We start from the raw sequence: 23,458 nt of genomic DNA on the forward strand, positions 1-23,458 counted from the left end.
TGTTGGCCTGGCTGAGATTTTCAGGAGGACCCAGGCGATGCTGCGCCGTTTGTCTCATGTCTTCACCCTTGCCGCCTGCGCGGCGGGCCTTGCAACCCTCGCCCCGGCCGCAGCCTTCGCGGCCCCGGCCAAGACTGACCTCAGCCGCTTTGCGACCGGCGACCTCCAGCGGCTGGACTTTTCACAGGCAGGCACCCCTGCCCCCGAGACCACGTTCGAGGCCAAGGGCGGCAAGACGGCCAGCCTCGCCGACTTCAAGGGCAAGGTCGTGGTGCTGAACCTGTGGGCCACCTGGTGCGCGCCGTGCATCACCGAAATGCCTTCGCTCGATAAACTGCAAGCCATGTTCCCCAAGAAGGACGTGGCGGTCGTCACCGTCTCCATGGACATGGCGGGCTGGCGCGTGGTCGAGCCCTTCTGGCAGAAGCGGGGCCTCAAGAACATCGCCCCCTACCTCGACAAGAAAAACCAGCTCGCCCTCGGCTTCAAGGCGCGCGGCCTGCCGCTGACCGTGATCTACGACCGCAAGGGCAAGGAAGTCGCCCGCATCGCCGCCCCCGCCGAGTGGGACGCCAAACCCGCCATCGACCTGATCGCCGTGGTGGTGGCGCAGGGGAAGAAGTAGGGATTCTGTTTGCGGGAGTTTTGCGGGGGTCTTAACCCCCGCGCCCCCATTCGATTATCGGGCCGTGTGTGTGGCGAGGTTGTCCCCCTAAGCCGCAGCTTCAGATCGCTTGCGGCGAAAAAGCCGCAAAATAACGTACCCCAGCTTCTGCGCGCCAGCGAAGATTACGGCAAAGATCACGTTCAAAACCAGAGCGAGAAGCAGCCCTCCAATGCCGTGGACGGTCTGTCCTCCCGAAGTGACGGTGTTTGCCCCAAAGAGTGCCGAAATGCCCATGAGCAGAAAAAACGGCGACATTCCCAGGGCAAGAGTTACGAAACACAGGCCATAGCCCGGAGCGCGATTTGTTACTTCCATGATATCCCCCAATTACCTAGGATAAGGTTGCCAAAGAAGCAGCGTCCCCGCAACGATACAAGGTGTCCGCCCCCTACCCATCCGGGGTTTGCACAGTGCGCCCCTTCCCGCGTACGCCCCTTCAAAAGCCGGGGTGCAGGGGTCCGAGACCCCTGCAAAAAACAAGCGATCAAACCGTCAGTTCATACTTCTCGATCACCCAGGGCTCGGCCTTGCCTGCCGCGATCCATTCGGCGACGAAGGGCTGGGCGAGCATGGCGTTCACATACTCCTGCGCCTCCGGCGTCAGTTTCACGTCGTAGGTGACGAAGCGGGTGACGACCGGGGCGTACATGCAGTCGGCAGCACAGAACGCGCCGAACAGGAACGGCCCGCCCGCGCCGTACGTCTTGCGGCACTCGGCCCAGATCGCCTGCACACGGTCGATGTCGGCCTGCGCGTCGGCGGGCACCGCGAAATTGGGATAGGTGCGGCGCACGTTCATGCCGAGGTTCTGGCGCAGGGCCTGAAAGCCCGAGTGCATCTCGGCGCTCACCGAGCGGGCGATGGCGCGGGCCTTGCTGTCCTTGGGCCACAGCCCGGCCTCGGGGACAAGCTCGGCCAGATATTCGATGATGGCGAGCGAATCCCAGATCCTGAGGTCGCCATGCCGGAGCAGCGGCACCTTGCGGTTGGGCGAATTGGCGGCGAGCCAGGCGTTGGTTTCCTCGGTAAACAGGCACAGAACCGTCTCGTCGAACGGCAGGCCGCTGGCCTTGAGCGCCAGCCACGGCCGCATGGACCAGGAGGAATAAGCCTTGTTGCCGATTGTGAGGTGAAGATCCGCCATCTGCCGTCTCCTTCGGAATGCGTGGGGCGACGCCGCGCCGCCCGCTCAGATGCCTAGCGCAACGAGGGCGGATTGGGTAGCGTCCGCCGCAGCTTACAAGGAGCGAACCCCCATGAAACTCTACCACGCCGCCCCCAGCCCCTTTGCTCGTAAGGCGCGCATCGCAGCGAACTTGCGCGGCCTTGCCGACCGGCTCGAACTGGTCGCCGTCGACGCCATGGCGAGCCCGCCGGAACTGGTGGCCGCCAACCCGCTCTCCAAAATCCCCGCGCTGCTGACCGACGACGGCCAGTGCCTCTACGACAGCCCGGTGATCTGCGAATATCTCGATGAACTGGGCGACGCCCCGCGCCTCTTCCCCGCCGCAGGCCCGGCCCGCTGGACTGCGCTCCGCCTGCAAGCCTTGGGCGACGGCATCATGGATGCGGCGCTCGCCGTGGTTTACGAAAGCCGCCGCCCGCCGGAAGACGCCCGCGCCGCCAACATCGCCCGCCAGAAAGCCGCCATTGCCCGCGCCCTCGACGCCCTGGAAGCGGACATCGACACGCTCGAAGGCCCGTGGACCATCGGCTCCGTCACCGCCGTCTGCGCGCTGGGCTATCTGGAATTCCGGCTGGGTGCGGACAACTGGCTCGCCACCCGGCCCAGGCTGGCGGCGTGGTACGCCAAGGCGAGCGCTGAACCGCTGATTGCCGAAAGCGCCCCGGCTTGATTCTGGTTCAGGAAGTTTGTGGGGGTCTATAACCCCCACGCCCCCATTCGTTTATCGGGCCGCGCCTCTGGGTTTGGGTGGCGCCCTGACGGCGAACGATCGCTTCCCATCCGGGGCGGACCTGACTTCAGTTTCAGCCGCCCTTCCTGTTATTGCTGCCCAGATCTGGCGATCGTTATGCAGACAGTCGCATTATCCCTCAAGGCGGGCCAGCAGCTCGCAAACCGCGCGTGAATAGTCCTCATCCCCGGCATCGCTCGCTGCCGGATTCGAACCTGTGCTCCCGCCGCCCATCGCTGTCGCAAGTGCTGCACCGTGGGTGTAGTCCACAAGAATGTGCACCCATAGTCGAGAGTGCAACGCCGGGAGCCCAAGTTCGCCGAGCAGCTCTGCAAGGCTCTCGGTGATGCGCTTGGCGTGATCAGGGAAAACCGCTGGCCGGGTAAAGATGGCGAGCGTTAAATTTGGATGCCGCACCACCTTCGAGCGATAGGCGCTCAACAGCCCCTCGATACGCGATCGGACACATCCCGCCGGGGGGTGCGTCAACATCTGAGTAGACCATATCCCCCAATGCTCTGATCAATCCGTCTCGATCCTGAAAATGATGGTAGATCGTCATCGGACTGATGCCGACGCGCATGGCCAAGGCGCGCATCGTCAACCCTTCCAGCCCCTTACTATCCAAAAGGCCCAGGGCTTCAGAAAGAATCTTTGCTGGTGAGACGCTCTCCGTGCCGCCAGAGGGCCTGCCTCGGCCTCGCGTGGTCATGGCACGACAGTATAAGTCGATTGCACCAGCCCGGACGGAAACGAACGGGTGCTCACATGGGTGAGAGGAATCTCGCGCGAGACCGGACCGAACAAGGGGCGGCCGGTGCCGAGCAGTATCGGGACGCGGGTGATCACCAGATCGCGGATCAAGCCTTCGCGAAGGAAGGACTGGATAACGCGCCCTCCATCAACATAAACGCGACGGTGCCCTTCCGCTTCAAGCATCGCCATCGCCTGCTGTGGCGACTGTCCCGAGAAGCGGACTTTACCTGCAAGATCGGCCGGAACCGCTTGGTCCGCCAGGGTGGCGGAAAGAACGAGCACCGGACGATTGTATAGCCAGGGTTTCTTGTCACGCACTGTTTCGAAGGTGCCCCTGCCCATTATTATGACGTCGATGTCCTTTATGAAGTCATCATAACCGTGATCCTCGGCAGGATCGTCGCGCTCGATCAGCCACTCAATGGCACCGTCCTCGCACGCGATAAACCCGTCCAAGCTGGTTGCAATAAAAACATGGCCGGTGATCATCTTACACCCCATAATTATACAGCGTATAATTATGGGGTTGCACGACGTGTCAATCCCCCATGATAATTGCGGTGAATACAAGCCGCCGCTCCGCCTCCCACCATTAGCGGAGGCTGGCTGGTTTTGGGCTTCCAAGTGCAGCAAAAAACGGACGCGCCCGGCCATTCCTGCACACGTCCCGATAAACGAGTGGGGGGTGTGGGGGTTAAGACCCCCACGAAAAGCCCCTTACTGGATACCCCCTACCGCGTCGGCACCGGCGTCTCGCCGGAATAGTCGTAGAAGCCGCGGCCGGATTTGCGGCCGAGCCAGCCGGCTTCGACGTATTTCACCAGCAGCGGTGCGGGGCGGTATTTGGGATCGCCGAACCCTTCGTGCATGACGCGCATGACGGCGAGCATGGTGTCGAGCCCGACGAAATCCGCCAGTTGCAGCGGGCCCATGGGATGGTTGGCCCCCAGCTTCATGCCGTTGTCGATATCTGTGACGGAGCCGACGCCGTCCTGAAGCGCGAAGATGGCCTCGTTGATCATGGGGCAGAGGATGCGGTTGACGACGAAGCTGGGCTGATCGTCGGCGGCGACCACGGTCTTGCCCATGCGCTCGGCGACCTGACGGAGGGCGCTTGCGGTGGCGTCGGAGGTAGCGATGCCGCGAATGACCTCAACCAGCGCCATCATCGGCACGGGGTTGAAGAAGTGCATGCCGCCGAAGCGGTCCGGCCGGTCGGTGGCGGCGGCGAGGCGGGTGATGGAAATGGAGGAGGTGTTGGTGGCGATGAGGGCTTCCGGCGTCAAAATGGCGGCCAGCTTGCCGAAGATCTCCCGCTTGATCGCCTCGTTCTCGGTGGCGGCCTCGATCACGAGGTCGGCCGATGCGAAATCCGCGTAGTCGGTGGTGAGCGAGATGCGGGCGAGCGCCGCCTGCATGTCGGCCGTGGTGATGACCTCCTTCGAGACCTGCCGCTGCATGTTCTTCTCGATGGTGGCGCGGCCCTTCTCGGCCCGGTCCATGGAGACTTCGGCGATGGTGACGGCGTAGCCCGCCAGCGCCGCCACGTGGGCGATGCCGTTGCCCATGAGCCCCGCGCCGATGACGCCGATGGTGTTGATGGTCATGGTTGTTCCCTCCCCCTCAAAGAGACGTTTCCGCCTGTTTCATAACAGAAAAGCCCGCCTGCACGGGTGCGGACGGGCTTCTTCCGTTTCGTTGCGAACCTCGCAGGCCTTTAAAGCTTCGAGGTCATCTCCGGCACGGCCTGGAACAGGTCCGCCACCAGCCCGAAGTCGGCCACCTGGAAGATGGGGGCTTCTTCGTCCTTGTTGATGGCGACGATGACCTTGGAATCCTTCATGCCCGCCAGATGCTGGATTGCGCCGGAAATACCGGCGGCGATGTAGAGCTCGGGCGCGACGATCTTGCCGGTCTGGCCGACCTGATAGTCGTTGGGCATGTAGCCCGCATCGACCGCCGCGCGGGATGCGCCGATGGCCGCGCCCAGCTTGTCGGCCAGCGGCTCGATGACGGTCTTGAACGCATCGGCCGACCCCAGCGCACGGCCGCCGGAGACGACGATCTTGGCCGAGGTCAGCTCCGGGCGATCCGACTTGGACAGCTCGGCCCCGACGAAGCGGGACAGGCCAGCGTCACCCTTGCCCGCCACGGCCTCGACGGCTGCGGAGCCCCCGGCGGCGTTTGCCTTCGGGAAGGCGGTGGCGCGCACGGTGATGACCTTCTTGGCATCCGACGACTGGACGGTCGCAATGGCGTTGCCCGCGTAGATCGGGCGCTGGAAGGTATCCGGCCCCTCGACGGCGGTGATGTCGGAGATCTGCGCCACGTCGAGCAGCGCCGCCACGCGCGGGGCGACGTTCTTGCCGAACGAGGTGGCCGGGGCCACCAGCGCATCGTAGCCCGCCATCAGATCAACGAGCAGCGGGGCGAGGTTTTCGGCAAGGCCGTTGGCGAGAGAGGCATCATCCGCCAGCAGCACCTTGGCGACGCCTTCCACCTTGGCGGCGGCGTCGGCCGCAGCTTGCGCGCCTTGACCGGCCACCAGCACATGCACATCGCCGCCGAGCTTCGAAGCCGCAGTGACGGCCGCCAGCGTGGCGTCCTTGAGGCCGGTGTTGTCGTGTTCTGCCAGAACCAGGACGCTCATGCGATCGCTCCCACTTCCTTGAGTTTACCGATCAGCTCATCAACGCTGCCGACCTTGATGCCCGCCTGCCGCTTGGGCGGCTCGGTGACCTTCAGCGTCGTGAGGCGCGGGGTGACATCAACGCCGTAGTCGGCCGGGCTCTTCTCGGCGATCGGCTTGGACTTGGCCTTCATGATGTTGGGCAGCGAAGCATAGCGCGGCTCGTTGAGGCGCAGGTCGGTCGTCACCACCGCCGGGAGCTTGAGCGCGACGGTTTCAAGGCCGCCGTCCACCTCGCGGGTGACGGAAACCTCGCCCTCTGCGGGCTCCACCTTGGAGGCGAAGGTGCCCTGGGCCCAACCCAGCAGGGCGGCGAGCATCTGGCCGGTCTGGTTGCTGTCGTCGTCAATGGCCTGCTTGCCCATGACGATCAGCTGGGGCTGTTCCTCGCCCGCCACCTTGGCGAGCAGCTTGGCGACGGCGAGCGGCTCGACCGCGCCTTCGGCCTTGATGAGAATGCCCCGGTCCGCGCCCATGGCGAGGGCGGTCCGCAGGGTCTCGGTCGACTTCTGCTCACCGATGGAGACCACGACGACTTCCGTCGCCACGCCCTTTTCCTTGAGGCGAACCGCTTCCTCGACCGCGATCTCGTCGAAGGGGTTCATGCTCATCTTCACATTGGCGAGCTCAACGCCCGTCTGGTCCGGCTTCACGCGGACCTTCACATTCGCATCGACCACCCGCTTGACGGGCACCAGAACCTTCATTCCATCACTCCTCTTCGGCCACGGGAGGAGGAGGACCTTCGTCCCCCGATCAAAAAGCTTTGGCGAAACCGCCAATTGCTTGGCGTTTGCGTCAACTGGGCCAACCGTGTCAACTCCGGCACCCCATAATTCACGCGCTATAAGCGCACCCACCCCATTTCTGACGGAAACGGGGCCTTTCCTCCGGCCAGAACGCCGGTATAGCCGCCAGAATGACAGGCCAAAACAAAAGACGGTTTTTTCTACCGGTTCGCGCCCGGCACCCACAGCACGTCCGCCCGGCCCCTGTCATTGAGGTGGCGGGCCAGCACGAACAGGTGATCAGACAGGCGGTTGAGATAGTGGATGACGACCGGGTTGATCGCCTCCTGCTCGGCCGCGTGGGTTGTCATGCGCTCGGCCCGGCGCACCACCGCGCGGGCAAGGTGCAGGTGGCTTGATGCCGCCGAGCCGCCCGGCAGGATGAAGCTGTTCAGCGGCTCCAGCTCCGCGTTCAGCGCGTCGATCTCCCGCTCCAGCCGCTCCACCTGCGAGGGCTGGATGCGAAGCGCGCCCTCCATGTCGACGCCCGGCGTGGCGAGGTCCGCGCCAAGGTCGAACAGATCATTCTGGATGCGGGCGAGCATGGCGTCCGCCTCCCTTGCCGCCTCGCCCGCCGTGTGCAGGCGGGCAAGCCCGATGGCCGAACTGGCCTCGTCCACCGTGCCGTAGGCCTCGATGCGAAGCGCGTGCTTGGGCAGGCGGCTGCCGTCGACGAGGCTGGTTTGCCCCTTGTCGCCGCCGCGGGTGTAGATCCGGGTCAGCTTCACCATGGTCTAGCTGCGGCCGCCAACCATCAGCAGCACGATGATGACCGCCAGAACGGTGAGACCCTGGAACAGGATGCGATACCACATCATCTTGTTCTGCTTCTCGCCCGACACGTCCTTGCCGGAGCCGAGGAGGACCAGACCGCGAACCAGCGCGCCCACAGTCAGCAGCGCGCCGATGATGATTACAGCCAGCATGAAAGCGTTCATCGTCTCTATCCTCCTGAGAAGCCGGGCTTTCCGAGAAGCCGAACCTCTTGAGAAGCCGGGAATTACCCCCAAGCCAACGTGTGGATTACCGGTTTTCTCCGCTGCCTGCAAATCACGGCCAAAGGCCGAGGCGGCGGAAGACATCTTCCCGCGTCCACCCCTGCTGGCGCAGGTCGGCCAGCGAGGGCGAGCCCGCCCGCTTGGCAAGGCGCTGGCCGGTCTCGTCGGTGAGCAGCGCATGGTGATGATAGCGCGGCGTCGGCAGCTGCAACAGCGCCTGCAGCAGCCGGTGAATGTGGGTGGCGTGGAACAGGTCCTGCCCCCGAATGATGTGGGTGATGCCCTGGAGCGCATCATCCACCGTCACCGCCAGGTGATAGCTGGCGGGCGTTTCCTTGCGGGCGAGCACCACGTCGCCAAGGCTGGCGGGATCGGCCGCGACCTCTCCCGCCTCCGCATCCTCCCACGTGAGCGGACCGGTGAGCCCGAGCGCCCGGTCGACATGAAGGCGCAGCGCATAAGGCGCCCCGGAGGCGATGCGCGCCTCCTGCTCCTCCGCCGGGAGGCGCTTGCACAGGCCGGGGTAGAGCGGGCCATCAGGGCCGTGGGGCGCCGCGCCCGAGCGGGCGACCTCGGCGGCAATGTCCTTCCGGGTGCAGAAGCAGGGATAAAGCAAGCCCATGGCCGACAGGCGATCGAGCGCGGCCCGGTAATCGGCCATGTGCGCGCTCTGACGGCGCACCGGCTCCTCCCACTTAAGGCCGAGCCAGCCCAGATCCTCGAAGATGCCCTCCACCAGCTCCGCCCGGCAGCGGGTGGCGTCGATGTCCTCGATGCGAAGGAGGAAGCGCCCGCCGTGCCCGGCGGCGAAGCGGGCGTTCAGCAGCGCCGAGAAGGCATGGCCCAAGTGCAGGCGGCCGGTGGGCGACGGCGCGAAGCGGGTGACGACGGGGAAGGATTCAGGCGCGGCCATGACGGCGCACCCTAGACCGGGGCGGCCCGTTCTGGAAGAGGGGGCGGCAGGGGATTTAATTCACATGTATTGCTTTTTGCCTATTGACGGCGGAAACAAGCAAGAATAAATAGAGAACATTCTGGCAATTGCCAAGGGCGTACGGGTGACTGAAGAAGCTGGTGAGTGGGTGAGGCGTTGGCGTGGAAGCGTGTGGCCTGTCGCGTGGCGTTTCGCTCTTTCTCATTGTTGGACAAGCGCCCCGGTGCGGCACGCCACGCCCGCCGGGCGGCAGGGAATGCAACCCGGAACCATTGGCGACCCAGCCGGCTGTATGACGCGCCTCGCCCTGAGGGGAGGCGCGAGCCCTCAGGAGATTGCCGGGGCAGGCTCCGGGCGGCGCGGATAGGGCACGCGGGTGAGGCGATGGTAGAGGCAGGCCGTCGCCACCAGGCAGGCGGAGCCCAGCAGCACCGGCATGAACAGGAAGCCGAAATTGGGATCGGACGCGAAGACGACCAGCGGGTTGCCGCCGGCGGGCGGGTGGGTGAGCCGCAGCGCCGACATGATGGTGATGGCCAGCCCCACGCCCATTGCCGCCGCCCACCAGGTGTCGGGCAGGAAGGCGTGGAGGATCAGGCCGACGAGCGCGCCGATGAAGTGCCCGCCCACCACATGGGCCGGCTGGGAGAGCGGGCTGTCCGGCGTCGAGAACAGCAGCACCGCGCTGGCGCCGAACGGGGCGATCAGGAAGGGGTTGCCGGACCAGACGCTGAGGCCGGCGACCATGCCGATGCCGACGATACCGCCCAGCCCTGCCAGGACGGAATGGCGCGGGTGGGTCTTGGGCTGATGACGGGTGATGTAGTGACGCACGGAATTGAACTGCTGCTGAAACGGTGACTTGCGGGCAGGCCGGATGCCCGAGCGCCCTGTGACCGTCAACACAGAAAAACTATGCCTTGCCACAGCCCAGTCTGGGCATCTGCGAAACATCGGCGACATTTTCGCGTTTGTTGCCGCCAGAGCAGCAAACATAGGCTTGACGATACCAGATCATGTCATGTCATTATGATGAAACACGAGGTGTGGTAGACATCGTGTTGTTGCGGATTGCAAAAGTCGAGCGGCCTCGTCGGCCGGCTTGAGTGCGACAAGTCCGAGCGGTCGCGGTCGCTTTCGAGAGAAAGCGAGAGCGGACCAAACATGTACCACCCAACCGTCCTGCCAAAGCTGGAACAATGTCCCGCGCTGGTGCTCAACGCGGACTGTACCCCCTGTCCTACTACCCCCTAAGCCTGTGGGACTGGCAAACCGCCCTCAAGGCGGTTTTTCTCGATCGGGTGAACATCGTCGCCGAATACGAGCGCGAGGTGCATTCCCCCAGCTTCACCATGAAGCTGCCCTCGGTCATCAGCCTCAAACAGTATGTGAAGCCGGCCCGCTACCCCGCCTTCACCCGGTTCAACCTGTTCCTGCGGGACCGCTTCGCCTGCACCTACTGCGGCGCGGGCGAGGACCTGACCTTCGACCATGTGGTGCCGCGCTCCCATGGCGGCCGCACGACCTGGGAGAACGTGACCACCGCCTGCGCGCCCTGCAACCTTCGCAAGGGCGGCCGCACCCCCGCCGAGGCGCACATGCACCCGCGCATCAGGCCGCACCAGCCCACCACCTTCGAGCTTCAGCAGAACGGCCGGGCCTTCCCGCCCCGCTACCTGCACGAAACCTGGCGGGACTATCTCTACTGGGACACGGAGCTGGAGGCGTAAGCGGCAGGCCGGGGATCGGATTATTTTCAGGCATCTGTTTTTTTGCAGAGGGTCGCGGACCCTCTGCACTCCCCTTCGTTTTTCGGGCCGCGTTTCCGGCGCCTGATCGAGAGGCCGTCATTCAGTGGGCTGCGACCTTCCTCCCGCGCACGTTCCTTTAAACAAACAGGCCTTTAAACAAACAGGCCTTTAGACGAACAGGCCTTTAAACGAATAGGGGTCGCAGGGGGAACAAGCTCCCCCGGCATAAAATCACCTGCCCAAAAATCAGTCGAACCGAAAATCACGCCTTGTGGGCGGGCTTGGCGCGGGCGGGCCAGGGCTCGGTCAGGTCTTCGAGCAGGATCTCGACGCACTCCACCTCCAGCCGCACGGCGGCGGGCCCGGCGAAGTCCAGCTCCAGCGTGGCGGCGCCTTCCGCGCGGGGCGTGACAGTGATGGCAAGCAGCTCCAGCACCGCCTCCTTGTCGGCGGCCGACGGCCAGGCCTTGCGGGTGGCCTTCATCACCCCCTCGATCCGCAGGGCGGTGCGGACGCGCCTGGGCTCTTCCGCCGCATCCTCCCAGCGGAAGCGGTTCATCAACAGCACGAAGCGGCGGGCGCGCGCGTCGAGGCAGACTTCCGAAGGGCGAACAACCGCATCCTGGATGAGGGCCGAGACGACGGGAACGTCGTCCTGGTCCTGCGCCAGAAGCCGAAGTGGTTTCGACATGCGTTGCGCCTCCTCGCTTCCTTGCCTCGCCGCTGCCTGGGGCGACCCTGCCGGCAGGCGGATCAGCCCGCGCTCACCCGCTCGATGTCCGCGCCGACGGCGGAGAGTTTTTCCTCCAGCCGCTCGTAGCCACGGTCAAGATGGTAGATGCGGTTGACCGTGGTCTCGCCCTGGGCTGCCAGGCCCGCCAGCACCAGGCTCATCGACGCGCGCAGGTCCGTCGCCATCACCGGCGCGCCAGTCAACTGGCCGACGCCGCGCACGAAGGCCGAGCGCCCGCGCACCTGAATATCGGCTCCCATGCGAGCCAGTTCCGGCACGTGCATGTAGCGGTTTTCGAAAATCGTCTCGGTCAGCACGCTGGCCCCATCCGCCAGGGCCAGCATGGCCATGAACTGGGCCTGCATGTCGGTGGGAAAGCCGGGGTAGGGCGCGGTCGTCACCGAGATGCCGCTCAGCGCGCCGTTGCGGCGGGCGACCTTCAACCCCTCGCGGGTGGGGGGTGATGGCGACACCCGCTTCCTCGAACGCCTCGATGACCGAGCCGAGCGTGTCGGCATGGACGCCGAGCAACTCCAGCTCGCCACCGGTGATGGCCGCCGCGCAGGCATAGGAGCCGGCCTCGATGCGGTCCGCCATCACGGCATAGGTCGCGCCGTGCAGGCGGGTCTTGCCGCGCACCACCAGCCGTTCGGTGCCAATGCCCTCGATCTCGGCGCCCATGGCCTGGAGGCAGTGGGCAAGATCAACGATTTCCGGCTCGCGCGCTGCATTCTCGATGACGGTCTCGCCATGGGCGAGCGTTGCCGCCATCAGCACGTTCTCGGTCGCGCCCACCGAGACGAAGGGGAAGCGCACCACGCCGCCCTTGAGGCCGTCCGGCGCGACGGCCTTCACGTAGCCCTGCGTCAGCTCGATGCGTGCGCCCAGCGTCTCCAGCCCCTTCAGGTGCAGGTCGATGGGGCGAGTGCCGATGGCGCAGCCGCCGGGCAGCGAGACGGTGGCCTCGCCGCAGCGGGCCAGCAGCGGGCCGAGGACGAGAACGGAGGCGCGCATCCGCCGCACGATGTCATAGGGCGCGACGGTGTTGGTGATGCGGCTGGCCTTCAGCGTCATCACCCGGCCGAACTCTTCGGGGCGCGAACCTTCCAGCGTCAGCGACACGCCATGCTGGTTGAGCAGATGGCTGAAGGTGTCGATGTCCGCCAGGCGCGGCAGGTTGCGGAGCGTCAGCGGCTCTTCCGTCAGGATGGCCGCCGGCATCAGCGTCAGCGCCGCGTTCTTCGCGCCGGAGATGGGAATGCGTCCGTTCAGCGGCCTGCCGCCGCGAATGATGATCTTGTCCATGGAGTCGCTCTTATCCGGCGCGCCGGCCTTTCACAATTCCGCGCCGCGTTACAGGCGGGGCAGGGTGACGCCGCGCTGGCCCTGGTACTTGCCGGCGCGGTCCGCGTAGGAAACTTCGCACGGCTCGTTGCCCTGCAGGAACAGGAACTGGCACGCGCCCTCGTTGGCGTAGACCTTGGCGGGCAGCGGCGTGGTGTTGGAAAACTCCAGCGTCACGTGGCCTTCCCAGCCCGGCTCCAGCGGGGTCACGTTCACGATGATGCCGCAGCGGGCGTAGGTGCTCTTGCCAAGGCAGATGACCAGCACATCCCGCGGGATGCGGAAATATTCGACCGTCCGCGCCAGCACGAAGCTGTTGGGCGGAATGATGCAGACATCCTGCTTGCGGTCGACAAAGGAGTGGGGCGAGAAGTCCTTCGGGTCCACCACCGCGTTGTCGACGTTGGTGAAGATCTTGAACTCATCGGCCACGCGCGCGTCGTAGCCATAGGAGGAGAGGCCGTAGGAAATGCAATTCCCCCGCTCCTGCCGGTCGACGAAGGGCTCGATCATCCCCTCGCTCAGAGCCTTCTCACGAATCCAGCGGTCAGACATCACGGCCATGGATTGAAAACTTCCCCTCGCGGCAAGAAACGCAGCTGTTGGCGATGCACGCCCGGAACGACGGGCAGCGCGGATCTCGCGTTCTAGCCGGTCAGGGTCAAACCGACAAGCTGAGAGCGGGCAACCGAGCGCGGCGGACCGCACATGCCGCACGGCCCATGGGCACGCCTCCCCTGCTTTTGATTCGCAGGAGAGGCGCTCAGCCAGTGGCTTCGCTCCTCCTGCAACCTTCCTTTCGTTTGAAAGGGCCGTGCCCGGCATAAGCCTCAGGGTTTACTGAATAGCCAAGGCTCGCACGCCGTCCTGACCGGGTGCGGCCCGATAATACGAAAGCGGGATCGAAAGGGGGGCCTGAGGCCCCCTTAAACTACTTGCCTGTGCGCCTCAGCGTCGCACGGCGATGATCTCCAGCACGGTCGGGGTAATCATCAGGGAAGAGGGCTCCTGGCTGCGCGCCTGGAACTCAGCGCCGATCTCACCCGCCAGCGCCGGGGCGATGCGGCCCAGCTCCACCAGCCGCGTCAGGTTCACGTCGATGAAGCTGGCGGGCCACTGCCAGACGAAGCTGGCCGGGGTGATGACATCGATCATGGGCCGCAGTTCGCGAATCTCGAAGCCGGCATCGGTGAGCCAGCCGGGCAGATCAAGCGCGATGTCCGGCTCCCCGCCCGCATCGCGCCAGCTGGCAACAACTTCGGAGACGAAACGCTCCAGCAGCAGCGAGCGGGGCGCAAGCCGCCAGGTGCGGTAATCGAGGTATTCGTGAAGGACGAGCGCGCCGCCCGGCCGCAGCGCCGCGGCAAGGGCGTCGAGCAGAATCGCCGGCTGACGCAGGAAGGCGAAGATCCAGCGGCACCAGGCCCCATCCATCGAGCCGTCCATGACCGGCAGGCCATCAACGGTCATGTCACGGCAATGGACAGCAATGTTACCGTAGCCGCAGCGCCGGGCCCGCTCGCGCAGCGCCTCCACGAACCGGGCCGAGCGGTCGACCGCACACACCTTGCCCTTGGGCCCGACGATATCCGCCAGGTCGAAGGAGGCGTAGCCGGGGCCCGACCCGACATCGAGGAGACTCTGGCCGACCGTGAAGCCGGCGCGCCGCCATGCATCCAGCGCGCGCGATCGCCAGACCTGATGCTGGAGGCAAAGGCGCTCCACCTCGCCATCCTGAATGCCAAGACCATCGTTCCGTTCGCTGCGGGTTTGCGTCATGACTCCCCCTTGGTCCTCACCTGAGTTTCCGGGTGAAACGACACGCCTCGCCACAGGCCGGAGCAGGCCGCGGACGGCCCGCCCATAAGCCCAGGAGTTTACCCGGATAGGGGGGCTAACGCATGGGATGGATTTTCGTGATGCGCGGGCATTGCGCCAGGCGCATCCTCCGGCCGCCTCAACCGCGAATGTGCAGCACGCAGATCAGGGTGAACAGGCGGCGGGCGGTGTCGAAGTCCACGTCCAGCTTGTCGGCAATGCGTTCCTGCAGCACCTCGGCGGCGTGGTTGTGAATGCCGCGCCGGCCCATGTCGATGGCCTCGATCTGGCTGGGCGAGGCGTTGCGAATCGCCTGGTAGTAGCTTTCGCAGATGGCGAAATATTCGCGGATCACCCGGCGGAACGGGGTCATGGAAAGGGTAATGGTCTCGAGGAGGTCGCCCTTGTCGGTCGAGATGTCGAAGGCGAGCCGCCCCTCCTCCACCCGCATCAGCAGCTTGTACGGCCCGCGATAGCCGTTGGGATACTCAGTCCTGGGCGCGAAGCGGTTGCCCTCCAGCAGATCGAAGATCGCAACCCGCCGCTCCTGTTCCACATCGGCGTTGCGCCACAGGATCGTGCGTTCGTCCAGATCGACGGCGATGATCCGCTGGGTGTGCTGCTCGCTCTTCATCAAGACCTGCATAGCAGATTCCAGGAGAGGACCATTACGCTGAAAATCAGCCGGCCCGCCTCAGGGAACGGCCAGCAGGCTCTCCGGGGTCAAGACCGCCTGAATCAACCGCTCCAGCGCCTCGCCTTCCGCCGCCACCTGCCCGTCGAGCACCAGAAGGCTGAGACCGTGCACCAGCGACCAGGCGCGCAGGGCATGGACCCGAATCGCGGCAGTGTCATCCTCCGCCAGGCCCGCCGCCCGCGCCACGCCCCGGCGCAGCCCTTCGACCGCCAGCGCGCTCGCCGCCGCCAGCGCCTCGTCACGGCGGGCGCTGTCCGTATCATGAAAGCGCCCGAACATCAGGCGGAACAGCGCCGGATTTTGTCGGGCGAAGCGCACATAGGCCAGCCCCGCCGCCCGGAACGCCGCGCGGGGATCGCCCTCGCCCTTGCCCGCCCCCGCCTGAAGGGCGGCAAGACGCTTGAAGCCCTCCGCCGCCAGGGCCGCCAGCAGCGCCTCCTTGTCGGGGAAATGGCGGTAGGCCGCATTGGGCGACACGCCGACCCGACGGGCCAGCTCGCGCAGGCTGACGGTCCCTTCCGCCTGCGCCTCCAGCATGTCGAGCGCCGTGGCGATCAGCTCCTCCCGCAGGTTGCCATGGTGATAGCGCCGCCCAGGCACAGACTTGTCCTCGGCGGCGGATTCAATGTTGACACCGTTTACATTCTGTCGCATCGTCATGTTAACACCGTACACATAGCGTCGCGCATCTCAACCCCCAAGGCTGGAATCCTGGCCAGGACTCCGGTCCGAGACCACAGGAGCGTTTCCATGTCTCGTTTTGCTGATCGCGCCCTTGGCGCCATTATACAAGGCATTCAACGTCTGGCCCCCTCTCCGCGGGAGTCAAATTCCTGGCTGGAGGGCGGCTTCGCCCCGGTTTTCCAGGAGACGGAGGAGACCGCGCTACGGGTGACGGGCAGCATACCACCGGAGCTGGACGGCCTTTATGCCCGCATCGGGCCGAACCCGGTCCGCCCACCGCGACACGCCGGACGCTACCACTGGTTCTCGGGCGACGGCATGGCCCATGGCGTGCGCCTGCGCCAAGGACGGGCCCTGTGGTATCGCAACCGCTGGATTCGCACCGGGCCGGTGAGCCGGGCTCTGGGCGAGCCCCCCGCCCCTGGACCGCGCCGGGGCATCTTCGAGACCGTGAACACCAACATCATCGCCCATGCGGGGCAGATCTGGGCGCTGGTGGAAGCCGGCCCCTTCCCCGTTGCGCTGGACGCAGGGCTGGAGACGCGCGCCCACACCGACCTTAGCGGCACGCTCGGCACCGCCTTCAGCGCCCATCCGCACCGCGACCCGGCAACGGGCGAGCTGCACGCCATCTGCTACGACGGCCGGGTGCAGGGGCGGCTGTTCCATGTGGCGGTGGGCAGCAATGGCCGGGTGCTCCGGACGGTCGATATTCCCGTGCGCCACGGCCCGATGGTGCACGACTGCGCGCTGACCGGGCGGTATGTCATCATTTTCGACCTGCCCGTGACCTTCTCGGCACGGCGGCTGCTGCGCGGCAGCGCCATGCCCTATGCCTGGAACCCGCGCCACGAGGCACGCATCGGCCTGCTGCCGCGCGACAACGAGGCGACGGCTGATGACATCCTGTGGTGCGCCGTCGACCCCTGCTTCGTGTTCCACAGTTGCAACGCCTACGACCTGCCGGATGGCCGGGTGCAGCTGGATGTGGTGGCGCACGACCGGATGTTCGACCACTCGATCACCGGGCCGGATTCGCGCCGCGTCACCTTCGAGCGCTGGCTGATCGACCCGCAGCGCGGCACCACGGCGCGCACGGTCGTGGATGATCGCGGCCAGGAATTCCCGCGCATGAACGAGCAGCTGGCGGCCCGGCCCTACCGCTATGCCTATGCGGTTTCGTACGGCGAGGATCTGACGGGCGGCACCCGCCTCATCAAGCACGACCTGGAGGCCGGACGGACGGAGACGCACGACCACGGGCCGGGCCGGGAGACCGGCGAGGCGGTGTTCGTGCCGCGCAGCGGCGCGATGGCGGAAGACGACGGCTGGCTGCTGAGCTTCGTCTACGACGCCAACCGAGGGGAAAGCGATCTCGTGATCCTCAACGCGCAGGATGTGACCGGCCCACCGCAGGCCGTGGTGCATCTCCACCACCGCGTGCCGCACGGCTTTCACGGCAACTGGATCGATGCCGCTGAGGTGGCGATGGGGTGAGCGACAATGGTGTTATTTCTATGCAGGGGTCTTGGGACCCCTGCGCCCCATTTTGTTTGAACGGGCCGCGCCCGGCATGGCCGTCTCGCGCACCTGAGCAAGCGCATATGCTCCCTAAAATCATTCCGGTTTTTTGAGGCTGGGCGGGGAGGCGCACAGACATGGTTCTCGTCTCCTTGAGCCCTTGCGGGAATTGAATGGGATGCGTCCGGCAAGAAGGCCTCGCCCACCTGGATTGAATGCTGAACTGGCCATCTAAAGCGGCACAAACGCTCCTTAAAATTATTCAAGGATCTGCCCTTCCGATGATTTGAATCGCGCGGCTGTTGAGATGGCAACGATTCCCTCAGGGGGCGGCCGATGCCGCACCCTGTCCCGCCCGCCACATCACCTCCGGGCGATCGGGCAGGCACAACGCGCCCTGACGGCCGCGGCCCGGCAAGCGAAAGGGGGCGCGGGGCGAAGCCGCGGGCTGAGCGCCCCCCCGCAAAGAAATACATTTCTGAAGAGAAGCGCCTCAGCGCCGCTCGGCGAAGAACTGCCTGAGAATGTCGGACGCCGCCGTTTCGGAGAGGCCGCCGTACACTTCGGGGCGGTGATGGCAGGTGGGATGGCTGAACACGCGCGGGCCGTGCTCCACCCCGCCGCCCTTGGGGTCGCCCGCGCCGAAGTAGACCCGGCGCAGGCGGGCGAAGGAAATGGCTCCGGCGCACATGGGGCAGGGCTCGAGCGTCACGTAGAGATCGCAGCCCAGCAGGCGCTCGTCCTGCAATCTGGCGGCGGCCTGGCGGATGACCAGCATTTCCGCATGGGCAGTGGGATCGTTGTGCGCGCGCGTGCGGTTGCCGTCGGCGGCGAGCACCTCACCCCGTTCATCGACGATGACCGCGCCCACGGGCACCTCGCCCCGCGCTGCCGCGAGACGCGCCTGCTCCAGCGCCATTTGCATGTACCGGCTCATGGGGCCGCACCTTAATGCGGCGGCTGGCCGGCTGCAAAAGGATCAATGCCGCACGGCGCGGAGCACAACGCAAGGCCACCCCCGATGCGACCTTTCGCGCCACAGCAGCGGTTGACGCCCAAGCGCTTTACCCCTATATGAATTCGCACTTGAGAATGAATTGCAATTCTTGAGTGCTGTCATCGAAGGGCCGCCCCCACGGCCAGCGACAGAGTTTCCGTTGCGTTTCTTCCCCCGACACGTGGTCCGTGCGACTTGAGGCGGTGGCTGTCCCACCGCCTCTTTTTTTGCGCGGCGCTCAATCGGTCGCGCGGCGGCGCGGCGCTTCTTCCCCCTCGATGATCCGGCGCATGTCCGGCGGGACGATGACGCCCGCCTCTTCGTCAACCAGCACCATGCCCGGCGCCTCCTCAAGCGCAAGGGCGCGAACGACCTGACGTTCCGACTCCGACAACTCCCGGCAGGCATGACGCAGCCACCGCCGCGTGCGCCAGGCGAGCCTGTCCGCATGGGGCTGAATGCGCCGGCGCGTGAAAAGTCCGTCAAGCCATCTCATAGCGGGCCCTCTATTTCGCCAGATGGAAGGGCAGCAGCATGAACGCCGCCACCTGAAGCAGCAGCGACACCAGGATCAGCCGCAATGCCCAGGTGCGGCTGCGGGAGCTGAGCGCATTGCCTTGCAGATACTGCTCGTAAGCCACCGCATAGCTGGCGGTCAGAACACGCCGCGTGCGTTTGACAATGTTTTCAACCGGCTCCGCCGCCCGCGCGTCGCCGATAAGGTCGATCAGGCGCGGCGGCTCGTGATAGACGAACAGCCATTCGGCCCGGAAAATCTGATAGGCGGAGGCAAACAGGGCCGCCGCCGCCAAGGCGCTGAGCAGCAGGATGAGCAGCGTCACCGGCTCCTGCCAGCGCGCGAGGTCGATCTCGACCGCAAGGGTGCTGAAGGCAAACACCGCGAACGACAATGCCGCCACCGGCGTGCTGACGCTGCTGCGAATCGTCTCGCGACGCGACCGCTCGTTCAGATAGAGCTGCCGGAAATGCTCCAGGTGGAGGTCGGTAATGGGGTCCATGCCGAATTCACGCTCGGCCAGACCGGGAGGTTCCTTACGCCTGCACGAAAAGGGGGAAGCACCCGCACCTTAGACCGCATGGCGTATGGCGCGCCGAGCACTGCTCTCTTTGCAGGGGGGCCTACCCCTCTGCACTCCCGCGATTTTTTCGGGCCGTGGTTCCGGCGTCTGCTGGAAATGCCGATCAATCGACAGCCGGAGCATGATTTGCTTTGGCCCGGTTGGCGATCCACCATGTTCGAGCCGTAATAACGCCGCTCAGGCTCTCCATATCGTAGCGGCGAAGAATCCAAGCTGTTGGCAGGCCAATCAGCAGGCACGAGGGAAACACCACTGCAAATGCCAGGGCGAGTGCCAATCCCGACAAATAAAGAACGTTCAGAAATCCTCGAAGAGACCAACCATACTCCAGCGCACCGGCGATACCCTGGATAGAAAAGAAAAGGCCCGGCAGATTGCTCTGCCAGGCCCTTTCCCACGTGACGAACTTTTGTTCCTGCGTGCGCGCTTATTCAGCGGCGGCGCGGGCGTGACGCTTGCGCTCGTGCGGATCGAGGTAGCGCTTGCGGAGACGGATGACCTTGGGGGTCACTTCCACCAACTCATCGTCGGCGATGTAGGCGATGGCCTGCTCCAGCGTCAGCTTCTTCGGCGGGGTGAGGCGGATGTTCTCGTCCTTGCCCGATGCGCGGAAGTTGGTGAGCTGCTTGGACTTGAGGGGGTTGACCTCAAGATCCTGCTCCTTGGCGTTCTCACCGATAATCATGCCTTCGTAGACGTCATCGCCCGGCGCGATCATGATGATGCCGCGCTCCTCGAGGCCCTGCAGGGCGTAGCCCACCGCCTGGCCGGAGCCGAGCGAGATGAGCACGCCGTTCTGGCGGCCGGAGATCGGGCCCTTGTAGGGGCCATAGCCCTCGAACGAGCGGTTCATGATGCCGGTGCCGCGGGTGTCCGACAGGAACTCGCCGTGGTAGCCGATGAGGCCGCGCGACGGCGCCTTGAACACGATGCGGGTCTTGCCGCCGCCCGACGGGCGCATGTCGGTCATCTCGGCCTTGCGGAGGCCGAGCTTCTCGACGACGACGCCGGCGAATTCCTCGTCCACGTCCACCTGCACGGTCTCATACGGCTCCATGCGCTGGCCGGTCTCGGGGTCGGTCTGGAACAGCACGCGCGGACGGGAGATGGAAAGCTCGAAGCCCTCGCGGCGCATGGTCTCGATGAGCACGCCCAGCTGAAGTTCGCCGCGGCCTGCCACCTCGAAGCTGTCCTTGTCGGCGCTCTCGGTGATCTTGATGGCGACGTTGCCCTCGGCCTCGCGCATCAGGCGATCGCGGATCATGCGGCTGGTCACCTTGTCGCCGTCGCGGCCCGCCAGCGGCGAGTCGTTCACGGCGAAGCGCATGGAGAGGGTCGGCGGATCGATCGGCTGGGCCTCGATCGGCGTTTCCAGCGTCAGCGCGCCGATGGTCTCGCCCACCGTGCCGGTGAGAAGACCGGCGATGGCAACGATGTCGCCCGCCTGCACCTCATCGACCGGCTGGCGCTCCAGCCCGCGATAGGCCAGCAGCTTGGAGGCGCGGCCCTGCTCGACGATCTGGCCGTCCTTGTTGAGCACCTTGATGGGGTCGTTGACCTTGAGGCGACCCTGCTGCACGCGACCGGTCAGCACGCGGCCGAGGAACGGCTCGCGGTCCAGCAGCGAGGCCAGCATGGCGAAGGGCTCATCGACCGAGCCGACGTTCGGCGTGCCGACGTGCTTGACGATGAGATCGAACAGCGGAGCCAGCGTACCTTCGCGGGAGGCCGGGTCCTCGCTGACGTAACCGCCGCGGCCGGAACCATAGAGCACCGGGAAGTCGAGCTGATCCTCATTGGCGTCCAGCGCCACGAACAGGTCGAAGATTTCGTTCAGCACTTCGTCCGGGCGGCCGTCCGGGCGGTCGATCTTGTTGACGACCACGATCGGGCGCAGGCCCAGCGCCAGCGCCTTGCCGGTGACGAACTTGGTCTGCGGCATCGGGCCTTCGGCCGAATCCACCAGCAGGATCACGCCATCAACCATCGACAGGATGCGCTCCACCTCGCCGCCGAAGTCGGCGTGGCCCGGCGTGTCCACGATGTTGATGCGGGTGTCGCCCCAGGTGACCGAGGTGCACTTGGCGAGAATGGTAATGCCGCGCTCGCGCTCCAGATCGTTGCGGTCCATCGCGCGCTCTTCAACGCGCTGGTTATCGCGGAACGTGCCGGACTGGCGGAACAGCTGATCGACGAGGGTGGTCTTGCCGTGGTCGACGTGGGCAATGATTGCGACGTTGCGCAGGGACATATAAATGTAAGCCTCGAGTATGGGATGCCGCCCAGCACGGCACCCCGGAAACGGGTGCCGTCCGGCACAGCAAATAGGCCAGCATTATTACCGGCAGGTTGCGGCGGACCGGCGCTTATATCCATTTCACCGCATTGCAGCAAGCGCAGCCATAGTACTTAAGTTTTTTTCCGCCGTGCGGCCGGGGCGCCCCGTCCCGTTCCGGCCGTGCGCGGTGGAACCTTTTCTCAGGCGGGAATGACCTGCCGCCAGACAAGAATATCGATGCGCCCGAACAGGCCGGCTTTCGCGTAAGGGTCGGCATTGGCGAAGGCTTCCACCTCTGCGCGGCTCTCCGCTTCCACCACCAGCATGGAGCCGATGGGTTGGCCGTCGTCCGTCAGCATGGGGCCGGCGATCACCACCTTTACCTGGCCGGAATTCACATGCCGAAGGTGCTCCGGGCGGGTGGCGGCGCGCAGATCCTGCGAATTGGGCTTGTCCCAACCCTGGATGAGGAAGTGGGGCATGGCGGCTCCTTCTTGAAGTGCGGACGTTACCCACGGCGCTATAGCGGGCCAAAGCCGGCGCGTCTCCCCCCTCATCGGAACGCGACCTGCCTGCTTGTAAACCCGGCGGCACAGGTCTAGGGCGTGAGCCAAATGTTCCCGCGTTTCCTCCATTCCGTTCGCGCATACCTGCCCGGCCTCGCCGTGCTGGCGGTGCTGACGCTCGCCGGCTGGTGGGCGAGCCAGCCTCTTGGCCTGCCCGGCCCGGTCATCGGCCTTGCCGCCTATGTCGCCTTGCTGCTCGCCTTCCCCGCGCTCGAGCGCTCCACGCAGGCCGCCGCCGAAGGGCTGCTGAAGCTGCTCGGCCTGCTCATCACTCCCGCCGCCGTGGGGCTGGCGCTGCACGCCGACACGCTGCGAAGCGAAGTGGGCCGGCTGGCGCTGGTGGTGGTGCTCTCCACCGTGGCGACCGGGGTTGCCACCATGCTCGCCTATAAGGGACTCCGCAAATGGCTGGGCTGATGGAGATGCTGCCGAATGCTGCAAGCCTCGCCCAGGTGGCGGGCGGCATTCTTGCCACCATGCTCGCCTACGGGGTGGCGCTGCGCCTCGGCAAGCTCACCCGCCAGCACCCGCTGGCCAACCCCATCCTCATCGCCGCGCTGCTGCTGATCGCCGGGCTGGCGCTCGCCCGTCTGCCGGTGCGCGGCTACATGAGCAGCGTCGAGCCGCTGCGCTGGCTGCTGGGGCCGGCGACGGTTGCCTTCGGCCTGCCCATCTATCGCCAGCGGGCGCTCATCATCTCGGCAGGAAAGGCGCTTATCGGGGCCATTCTCATCGGCTCGCTCGCGGGCATCGTCTCGGCCGTGGGGCTGGCCAAGCTGCTGGACCTCTCGCCGGTGACCATCAGGGCGCTCTCGGCCAAGTCCATCACCAGCCCGTTCGCCATCGCCGTGATGGAGCGGCTGGGCGGACCGGCGGAACTGGCGGCGGGCCTCGTCATCGTCACCGGCCTTCTGGGCGCGATCCTGCTGCCCGTCCTCCTCAAGCGCGAGCGGGAGCGCGACCCGGAAAGCTACGCGCTGGCGCTGGGCCTTTCCGCCCATATCGTCGGCAGCCAGCACGTGGCGCGCATCGCGCCGCAGGCGCTCAGCATCGCCAGCCTGGCATTGACGCTGGCCGGGCTGGCCACCACTCTCCTGCTGCCGCTGCTGTGGCCATGGATCGCAGGCTGAGCGGAAGAGCCGAACGGACAATATCGGCTTTTTCGATTATTGAAACGCAAAAATATCATTGCATCGATTACTTGTTTCTGCCCGGTTTCGC

General features: G+C 65.6%; 27 protein-coding genes and 2 pseudogenes. 6 read left to right on the forward strand and 23 right to left on the reverse strand.

Going from position 1 to position 23,458, the window contains the following annotated elements:
* Positions 1 to 37 precede the first annotated feature (37 nt).
* A complete protein-coding gene (locus L0C21_RS00640) occupies positions 38 to 625 on the forward strand; it encodes a TlpA family protein disulfide reductase (protein WP_259276539.1) in 588 nt (195 codons plus the stop codon).
* Positions 626 to 712: 87 nt separating this feature from the next.
* Here the strand turns inward: L0C21_RS00640 and L0C21_RS00645 are convergent, their stop codons facing one another.
* Together L0C21_RS00645 and L0C21_RS00650 are read right to left on the reverse strand one after the other, a co-directional pair.
* Complete coding sequence (locus tag L0C21_RS00645; RefSeq protein WP_259276540.1) at positions 713 to 982, reverse strand: hypothetical protein; 270 nt, start codon at positions 980 to 982, stop codon at positions 713 to 715.
* 169 nt (positions 983 to 1,151) lie between these two features.
* On the reverse strand, positions 1,152 to 1,811 hold the full coding sequence (locus L0C21_RS00650; RefSeq protein ID WP_259276541.1) for a glutathione S-transferase family protein: 660 nt from the start codon (positions 1,809 to 1,811) through the stop codon (positions 1,152 to 1,154).
* 112 nt (positions 1,812 to 1,923) lie between these two features.
* On the opposite strand from L0C21_RS00650, the gene L0C21_RS00655 reads away from it, so the two are divergent.
* Entirely contained in the window at positions 1,924 to 2,523 is a 600-nt protein-coding gene (locus L0C21_RS00655; protein ID WP_259276542.1) for a glutathione S-transferase N-terminal domain-containing protein, read from the forward strand.
* Positions 2,524 to 2,715: 192 nt separating this feature from the next.
* Here L0C21_RS00655 and L0C21_RS00660 read toward each other — a convergent pair whose 3' ends face one another.
* From L0C21_RS00660 to L0C21_RS00700, 10 genes are all read right to left on the reverse strand, one after another.
* On the reverse strand, positions 2,716 to 3,024 hold the full coding sequence (locus L0C21_RS00660) for a hypothetical protein (RefSeq protein ID WP_259276543.1): 309 nt from the start codon (positions 3,022 to 3,024) through the stop codon (positions 2,716 to 2,718).
* A complete protein-coding gene (locus L0C21_RS16780; RefSeq protein ID WP_374940211.1) occupies positions 2,945 to 3,295 on the reverse strand; it encodes a TetR/AcrR family transcriptional regulator in 351 nt (116 codons plus the stop codon). Before L0C21_RS16780 ends, L0C21_RS00660 begins: the two co-directional genes overlap by 80 nt.
* Positions 3,292 to 3,828 (reverse strand): dihydrofolate reductase family protein, encoded by a 537-nt coding sequence (locus L0C21_RS00665; protein WP_259276544.1) that lies wholly within the window; start codon positions 3,826 to 3,828, stop codon positions 3,292 to 3,294. Before L0C21_RS00665 ends, L0C21_RS16780 begins: the two co-directional genes overlap by 4 nt.
* 242 nt (positions 3,829 to 4,070) lie before the next feature.
* Positions 4,071 to 4,946, reverse strand: a complete 876-nt coding sequence (locus L0C21_RS00670; protein WP_259276545.1) for a 3-hydroxybutyryl-CoA dehydrogenase — start codon at positions 4,944 to 4,946, stop codon at positions 4,071 to 4,073.
* A 110-nt stretch (positions 4,947 to 5,056) separates the two neighbouring features.
* Positions 5,057 to 5,989 carry an electron transfer flavoprotein subunit alpha/FixB family protein gene (locus L0C21_RS00675; RefSeq protein ID WP_259276546.1) on the reverse strand — a complete coding sequence of 311 codons (933 nt, stop codon included), beginning with the start codon at positions 5,987 to 5,989 and terminating at the stop codon, positions 5,057 to 5,059.
* Positions 5,986 to 6,735, reverse strand: coding sequence for an electron transfer flavoprotein subunit beta/FixA family protein (locus L0C21_RS00680; RefSeq protein WP_259276547.1), 750 nt, complete (start codon positions 6,733 to 6,735; stop codon positions 5,986 to 5,988). Before L0C21_RS00680 ends, L0C21_RS00675 begins: the two co-directional genes overlap by 4 nt.
* 242 nt (positions 6,736 to 6,977) lie before the next feature.
* Positions 6,978 to 7,547, reverse strand: coding sequence for a cob(I)yrinic acid a,c-diamide adenosyltransferase (locus L0C21_RS00685; protein WP_259276548.1), 570 nt, complete (start codon positions 7,545 to 7,547; stop codon positions 6,978 to 6,980).
* 3 nt (positions 7,548 to 7,550) lie between these two features.
* Positions 7,551 to 7,754, reverse strand: coding sequence for an HIG1 domain-containing protein (locus L0C21_RS00690; protein ID WP_259276549.1), 204 nt, complete (start codon positions 7,752 to 7,754; stop codon positions 7,551 to 7,553).
* A 112-nt stretch (positions 7,755 to 7,866) separates the two neighbouring features.
* Positions 7,867 to 8,727 carry a tRNA glutamyl-Q(34) synthetase GluQRS gene (gluQRS, locus tag L0C21_RS00695; RefSeq protein WP_259276550.1) on the reverse strand — a complete coding sequence of 287 codons (861 nt, stop codon included), beginning with the start codon at positions 8,725 to 8,727 and terminating at the stop codon, positions 7,867 to 7,869.
* 348 nt (positions 8,728 to 9,075) lie between these two features.
* A complete protein-coding gene (locus L0C21_RS00700) occupies positions 9,076 to 9,654 on the reverse strand; it encodes an HPP family protein (protein ID WP_259276551.1) in 579 nt (192 codons plus the stop codon).
* A 258-nt stretch (positions 9,655 to 9,912) separates the two neighbouring features.
* On the opposite strand from L0C21_RS00700, the pseudogene L0C21_RS00705 reads away from it, so the two are divergent.
* Positions 9,913 to 10,478: pseudogene (locus L0C21_RS00705) on the forward strand (HNH endonuclease).
* A gap of 283 nt (positions 10,479 to 10,761) precedes the next feature.
* Here the strand turns inward: L0C21_RS00705 and L0C21_RS00710 are convergent.
* The 6 genes and pseudogenes from L0C21_RS00710 to L0C21_RS00735 all read right to left on the reverse strand — a co-directional run bounded on the left by L0C21_RS00710 (position 10,762) and on the right by L0C21_RS00735 (position 15,751).
* The gene (locus L0C21_RS00710; protein ID WP_259276552.1) at positions 10,762 to 11,190 is read right to left on the reverse strand and encodes a DUF2948 family protein; all 429 of its coding nucleotides are present in this window, start codon (positions 11,188 to 11,190) and stop codon (positions 10,762 to 10,764) included.
* 62 nt (positions 11,191 to 11,252) lie between these two features.
* A pseudogene (gene murA / locus L0C21_RS00715) lies at positions 11,253 to 12,537 on the reverse strand (UDP-N-acetylglucosamine 1-carboxyvinyltransferase).
* A gap of 48 nt (positions 12,538 to 12,585) precedes the next feature.
* Positions 12,586 to 13,140: a dCTP deaminase gene (gene dcd / locus L0C21_RS00720; protein WP_259276553.1), complete on the reverse strand. Its 555-nt coding sequence runs from the start codon at positions 13,138 to 13,140 to the stop codon at positions 12,586 to 12,588.
* Between the two features lie 384 nt (positions 13,141 to 13,524).
* Positions 13,525 to 14,355: a methyltransferase domain-containing protein gene (locus tag L0C21_RS00725; protein ID WP_259276554.1), complete on the reverse strand. Its 831-nt coding sequence runs from the start codon at positions 14,353 to 14,355 to the stop codon at positions 13,525 to 13,527.
* A gap of 178 nt (positions 14,356 to 14,533) precedes the next feature.
* On the reverse strand, positions 14,534 to 15,040 hold the full coding sequence (locus L0C21_RS00730; RefSeq protein ID WP_259276555.1) for a UPF0262 family protein: 507 nt from the start codon (positions 15,038 to 15,040) through the stop codon (positions 14,534 to 14,536).
* 48 nt (positions 15,041 to 15,088) lie between these two features.
* Complete coding sequence (locus L0C21_RS00735) at positions 15,089 to 15,751, reverse strand: TetR/AcrR family transcriptional regulator (RefSeq protein WP_259276556.1); 663 nt, start codon at positions 15,749 to 15,751, stop codon at positions 15,089 to 15,091.
* Positions 15,752 to 15,841: 90 nt separating this feature from the next.
* On the opposite strand from L0C21_RS00735, the gene L0C21_RS00740 reads away from it, so the two are divergent.
* Entirely contained in the window at positions 15,842 to 17,272 is a 1,431-nt protein-coding gene (locus tag L0C21_RS00740; RefSeq protein WP_259276557.1) for a carotenoid oxygenase family protein, read from the forward strand.
* 517 nt (positions 17,273 to 17,789) lie between these two features.
* Here the strand turns inward: L0C21_RS00740 and L0C21_RS00745 are convergent.
* The 5 genes from L0C21_RS00745 to L0C21_RS00765 form a co-directional block, all read right to left on the reverse strand.
* The gene (locus L0C21_RS00745; protein WP_374940238.1) at positions 17,790 to 18,221 is read right to left on the reverse strand and encodes a nucleoside deaminase; all 432 of its coding nucleotides are present in this window, start codon (positions 18,219 to 18,221) and stop codon (positions 17,790 to 17,792) included.
* A gap of 310 nt (positions 18,222 to 18,531) precedes the next feature.
* Positions 18,532 to 18,789: a hypothetical protein gene (locus L0C21_RS00750; protein ID WP_259276559.1), complete on the reverse strand. Its 258-nt coding sequence runs from the start codon at positions 18,787 to 18,789 to the stop codon at positions 18,532 to 18,534.
* Positions 18,790 to 18,799: 10 nt separating this feature from the next.
* A complete protein-coding gene (locus L0C21_RS00755) occupies positions 18,800 to 19,312 on the reverse strand; it encodes a hypothetical protein (protein WP_259276560.1) in 513 nt (170 codons plus the stop codon).
* Between the two features lie 508 nt (positions 19,313 to 19,820).
* Complete coding sequence (gene typA, locus L0C21_RS00760) at positions 19,821 to 21,644, reverse strand: translational GTPase TypA (protein WP_259276561.1); 1,824 nt, start codon at positions 21,642 to 21,644, stop codon at positions 19,821 to 19,823.
* Positions 21,645 to 21,871: 227 nt separating this feature from the next.
* Positions 21,872 to 22,153, reverse strand: a complete 282-nt coding sequence (locus L0C21_RS00765) for a YciI family protein (RefSeq protein WP_259276562.1) — start codon at positions 22,151 to 22,153, stop codon at positions 21,872 to 21,874.
* Between the two features lie 132 nt (positions 22,154 to 22,285).
* On the opposite strand from L0C21_RS00765, the gene L0C21_RS00770 reads away from it, so the two are divergent.
* Together L0C21_RS00770 and L0C21_RS00775 are read left to right on the forward strand one after the other, a co-directional pair.
* On the forward strand, positions 22,286 to 22,654 hold the full coding sequence (locus tag L0C21_RS00770; RefSeq protein WP_259276563.1) for a CidA/LrgA family protein: 369 nt from the start codon (positions 22,286 to 22,288) through the stop codon (positions 22,652 to 22,654).
* Positions 22,642 to 23,367, forward strand: coding sequence for an LrgB family protein (locus L0C21_RS00775; RefSeq protein WP_259276564.1), 726 nt, complete (start codon positions 22,642 to 22,644; stop codon positions 23,365 to 23,367). The genes L0C21_RS00770 and L0C21_RS00775 overlap by 13 nt, the downstream gene beginning before the upstream one ends.
* Positions 23,368 to 23,458 lie beyond the last annotated feature (91 nt).

The sequence above is a fragment of the Pedomonas mirosovicensis genome (assembly GCF_022569295.1).
GTDB classification, from domain to species: domain Bacteria; phylum Pseudomonadota; class Alphaproteobacteria; order Sphingomonadales; family Sphingomonadaceae; genus Pedomonas; species Pedomonas mirosovicensis.

Coding starts and splice junctions, on each gene's coding strand:
- L0C21_RS00650 (WP_259276541.1), bottom strand. CDS start 1,811: ATGGCGGATCTTCACCTCACAATCGGCAACAAGGCTTATTCCTCCTGG.
- gluQRS (WP_259276550.1), bottom strand. CDS start 8,727: ATGGCCGCGCCTGAATCCTTCCCCGTCGTCACCCGCTTCGCGCCGTCG.
- L0C21_RS00690 (WP_259276549.1), bottom strand. CDS start 7,754: ATGAACGCTTTCATGCTGGCTGTAATCATCATCGGCGCGCTGCTGACT.
- L0C21_RS00755 (WP_259276560.1), bottom strand. CDS start 19,312: ATGGACCCCATTACCGACCTCCACCTGGAGCATTTCCGGCAGCTCTAT.
- L0C21_RS00680 (WP_259276547.1), bottom strand. CDS start 6,735: ATGAAGGTTCTGGTGCCCGTCAAGCGGGTGGTCGATGCGAATGTGAAG.
- L0C21_RS00645 (WP_259276540.1), bottom strand. CDS start 982: ATGGAAGTAACAAATCGCGCTCCGGGCTATGGCCTGTGTTTCGTAACT.
- L0C21_RS00740 (WP_259276557.1), top strand. CDS start 15,842: ATGTCTCGTTTTGCTGATCGCGCCCTTGGCGCCATTATACAAGGCATT.
- L0C21_RS00685 (WP_259276548.1), bottom strand. CDS start 7,547: ATGGTGAAGCTGACCCGGATCTACACCCGCGGCGGCGACAAGGGGCAA.
- L0C21_RS00750 (WP_259276559.1), bottom strand. CDS start 18,789: ATGAGATGGCTTGACGGACTTTTCACGCGCCGGCGCATTCAGCCCCAT.
- typA (WP_259276561.1), bottom strand. CDS start 21,644: ATGTCCCTGCGCAACGTCGCAATCATTGCCCACGTCGACCACGGCAAG.
- L0C21_RS00735 (WP_259276556.1), bottom strand. CDS start 15,751: ATGACGATGCGACAGAATGTAAACGGTGTCAACATTGAATCCGCCGCC.
- L0C21_RS16780 (WP_374940211.1), bottom strand. CDS start 3,295: ATGACCACGCGAGGCCGAGGCAGGCCCTCTGGCGGCACGGAGAGCGTC.
- L0C21_RS00675 (WP_259276546.1), bottom strand. CDS start 5,989: ATGAGCGTCCTGGTTCTGGCAGAACACGACAACACCGGCCTCAAGGAC.
- L0C21_RS00665 (WP_259276544.1), bottom strand. CDS start 3,828: ATGATCACCGGCCATGTTTTTATTGCAACCAGCTTGGACGGGTTTATC.
- L0C21_RS00655 (WP_259276542.1), top strand. CDS start 1,924: ATGAAACTCTACCACGCCGCCCCCAGCCCCTTTGCTCGTAAGGCGCGC.
- L0C21_RS00710 (WP_259276552.1), bottom strand. CDS start 11,190: ATGTCGAAACCACTTCGGCTTCTGGCGCAGGACCAGGACGACGTTCCC.
- L0C21_RS00770 (WP_259276563.1), top strand. CDS start 22,286: ATGTTCCCGCGTTTCCTCCATTCCGTTCGCGCATACCTGCCCGGCCTC.
- L0C21_RS00775 (WP_259276564.1), top strand. CDS start 22,642: ATGGCTGGGCTGATGGAGATGCTGCCGAATGCTGCAAGCCTCGCCCAG.
- L0C21_RS00725 (WP_259276554.1), bottom strand. CDS start 14,355: ATGACGCAAACCCGCAGCGAACGGAACGATGGTCTTGGCATTCAGGAT.
- L0C21_RS00745 (WP_374940238.1), bottom strand. CDS start 18,221: ATGCAAATGGCGCTGGAGCAGGCGCGTCTCGCGGCAGCGCGGGGCGAG.
- L0C21_RS00670 (WP_259276545.1), bottom strand. CDS start 4,946: ATGACCATCAACACCATCGGCGTCATCGGCGCGGGGCTCATGGGCAAC.
- L0C21_RS00640 (WP_259276539.1), top strand. CDS start 38: ATGCTGCGCCGTTTGTCTCATGTCTTCACCCTTGCCGCCTGCGCGGCG.
- dcd (WP_259276553.1), bottom strand. CDS start 13,140: ATGGCCGTGATGTCTGACCGCTGGATTCGTGAGAAGGCTCTGAGCGAG.
- L0C21_RS00730 (WP_259276555.1), bottom strand. CDS start 15,040: ATGCAGGTCTTGATGAAGAGCGAGCAGCACACCCAGCGGATCATCGCC.
- L0C21_RS00765 (WP_259276562.1), bottom strand. CDS start 22,153: ATGCCCCACTTCCTCATCCAGGGTTGGGACAAGCCCAATTCGCAGGAT.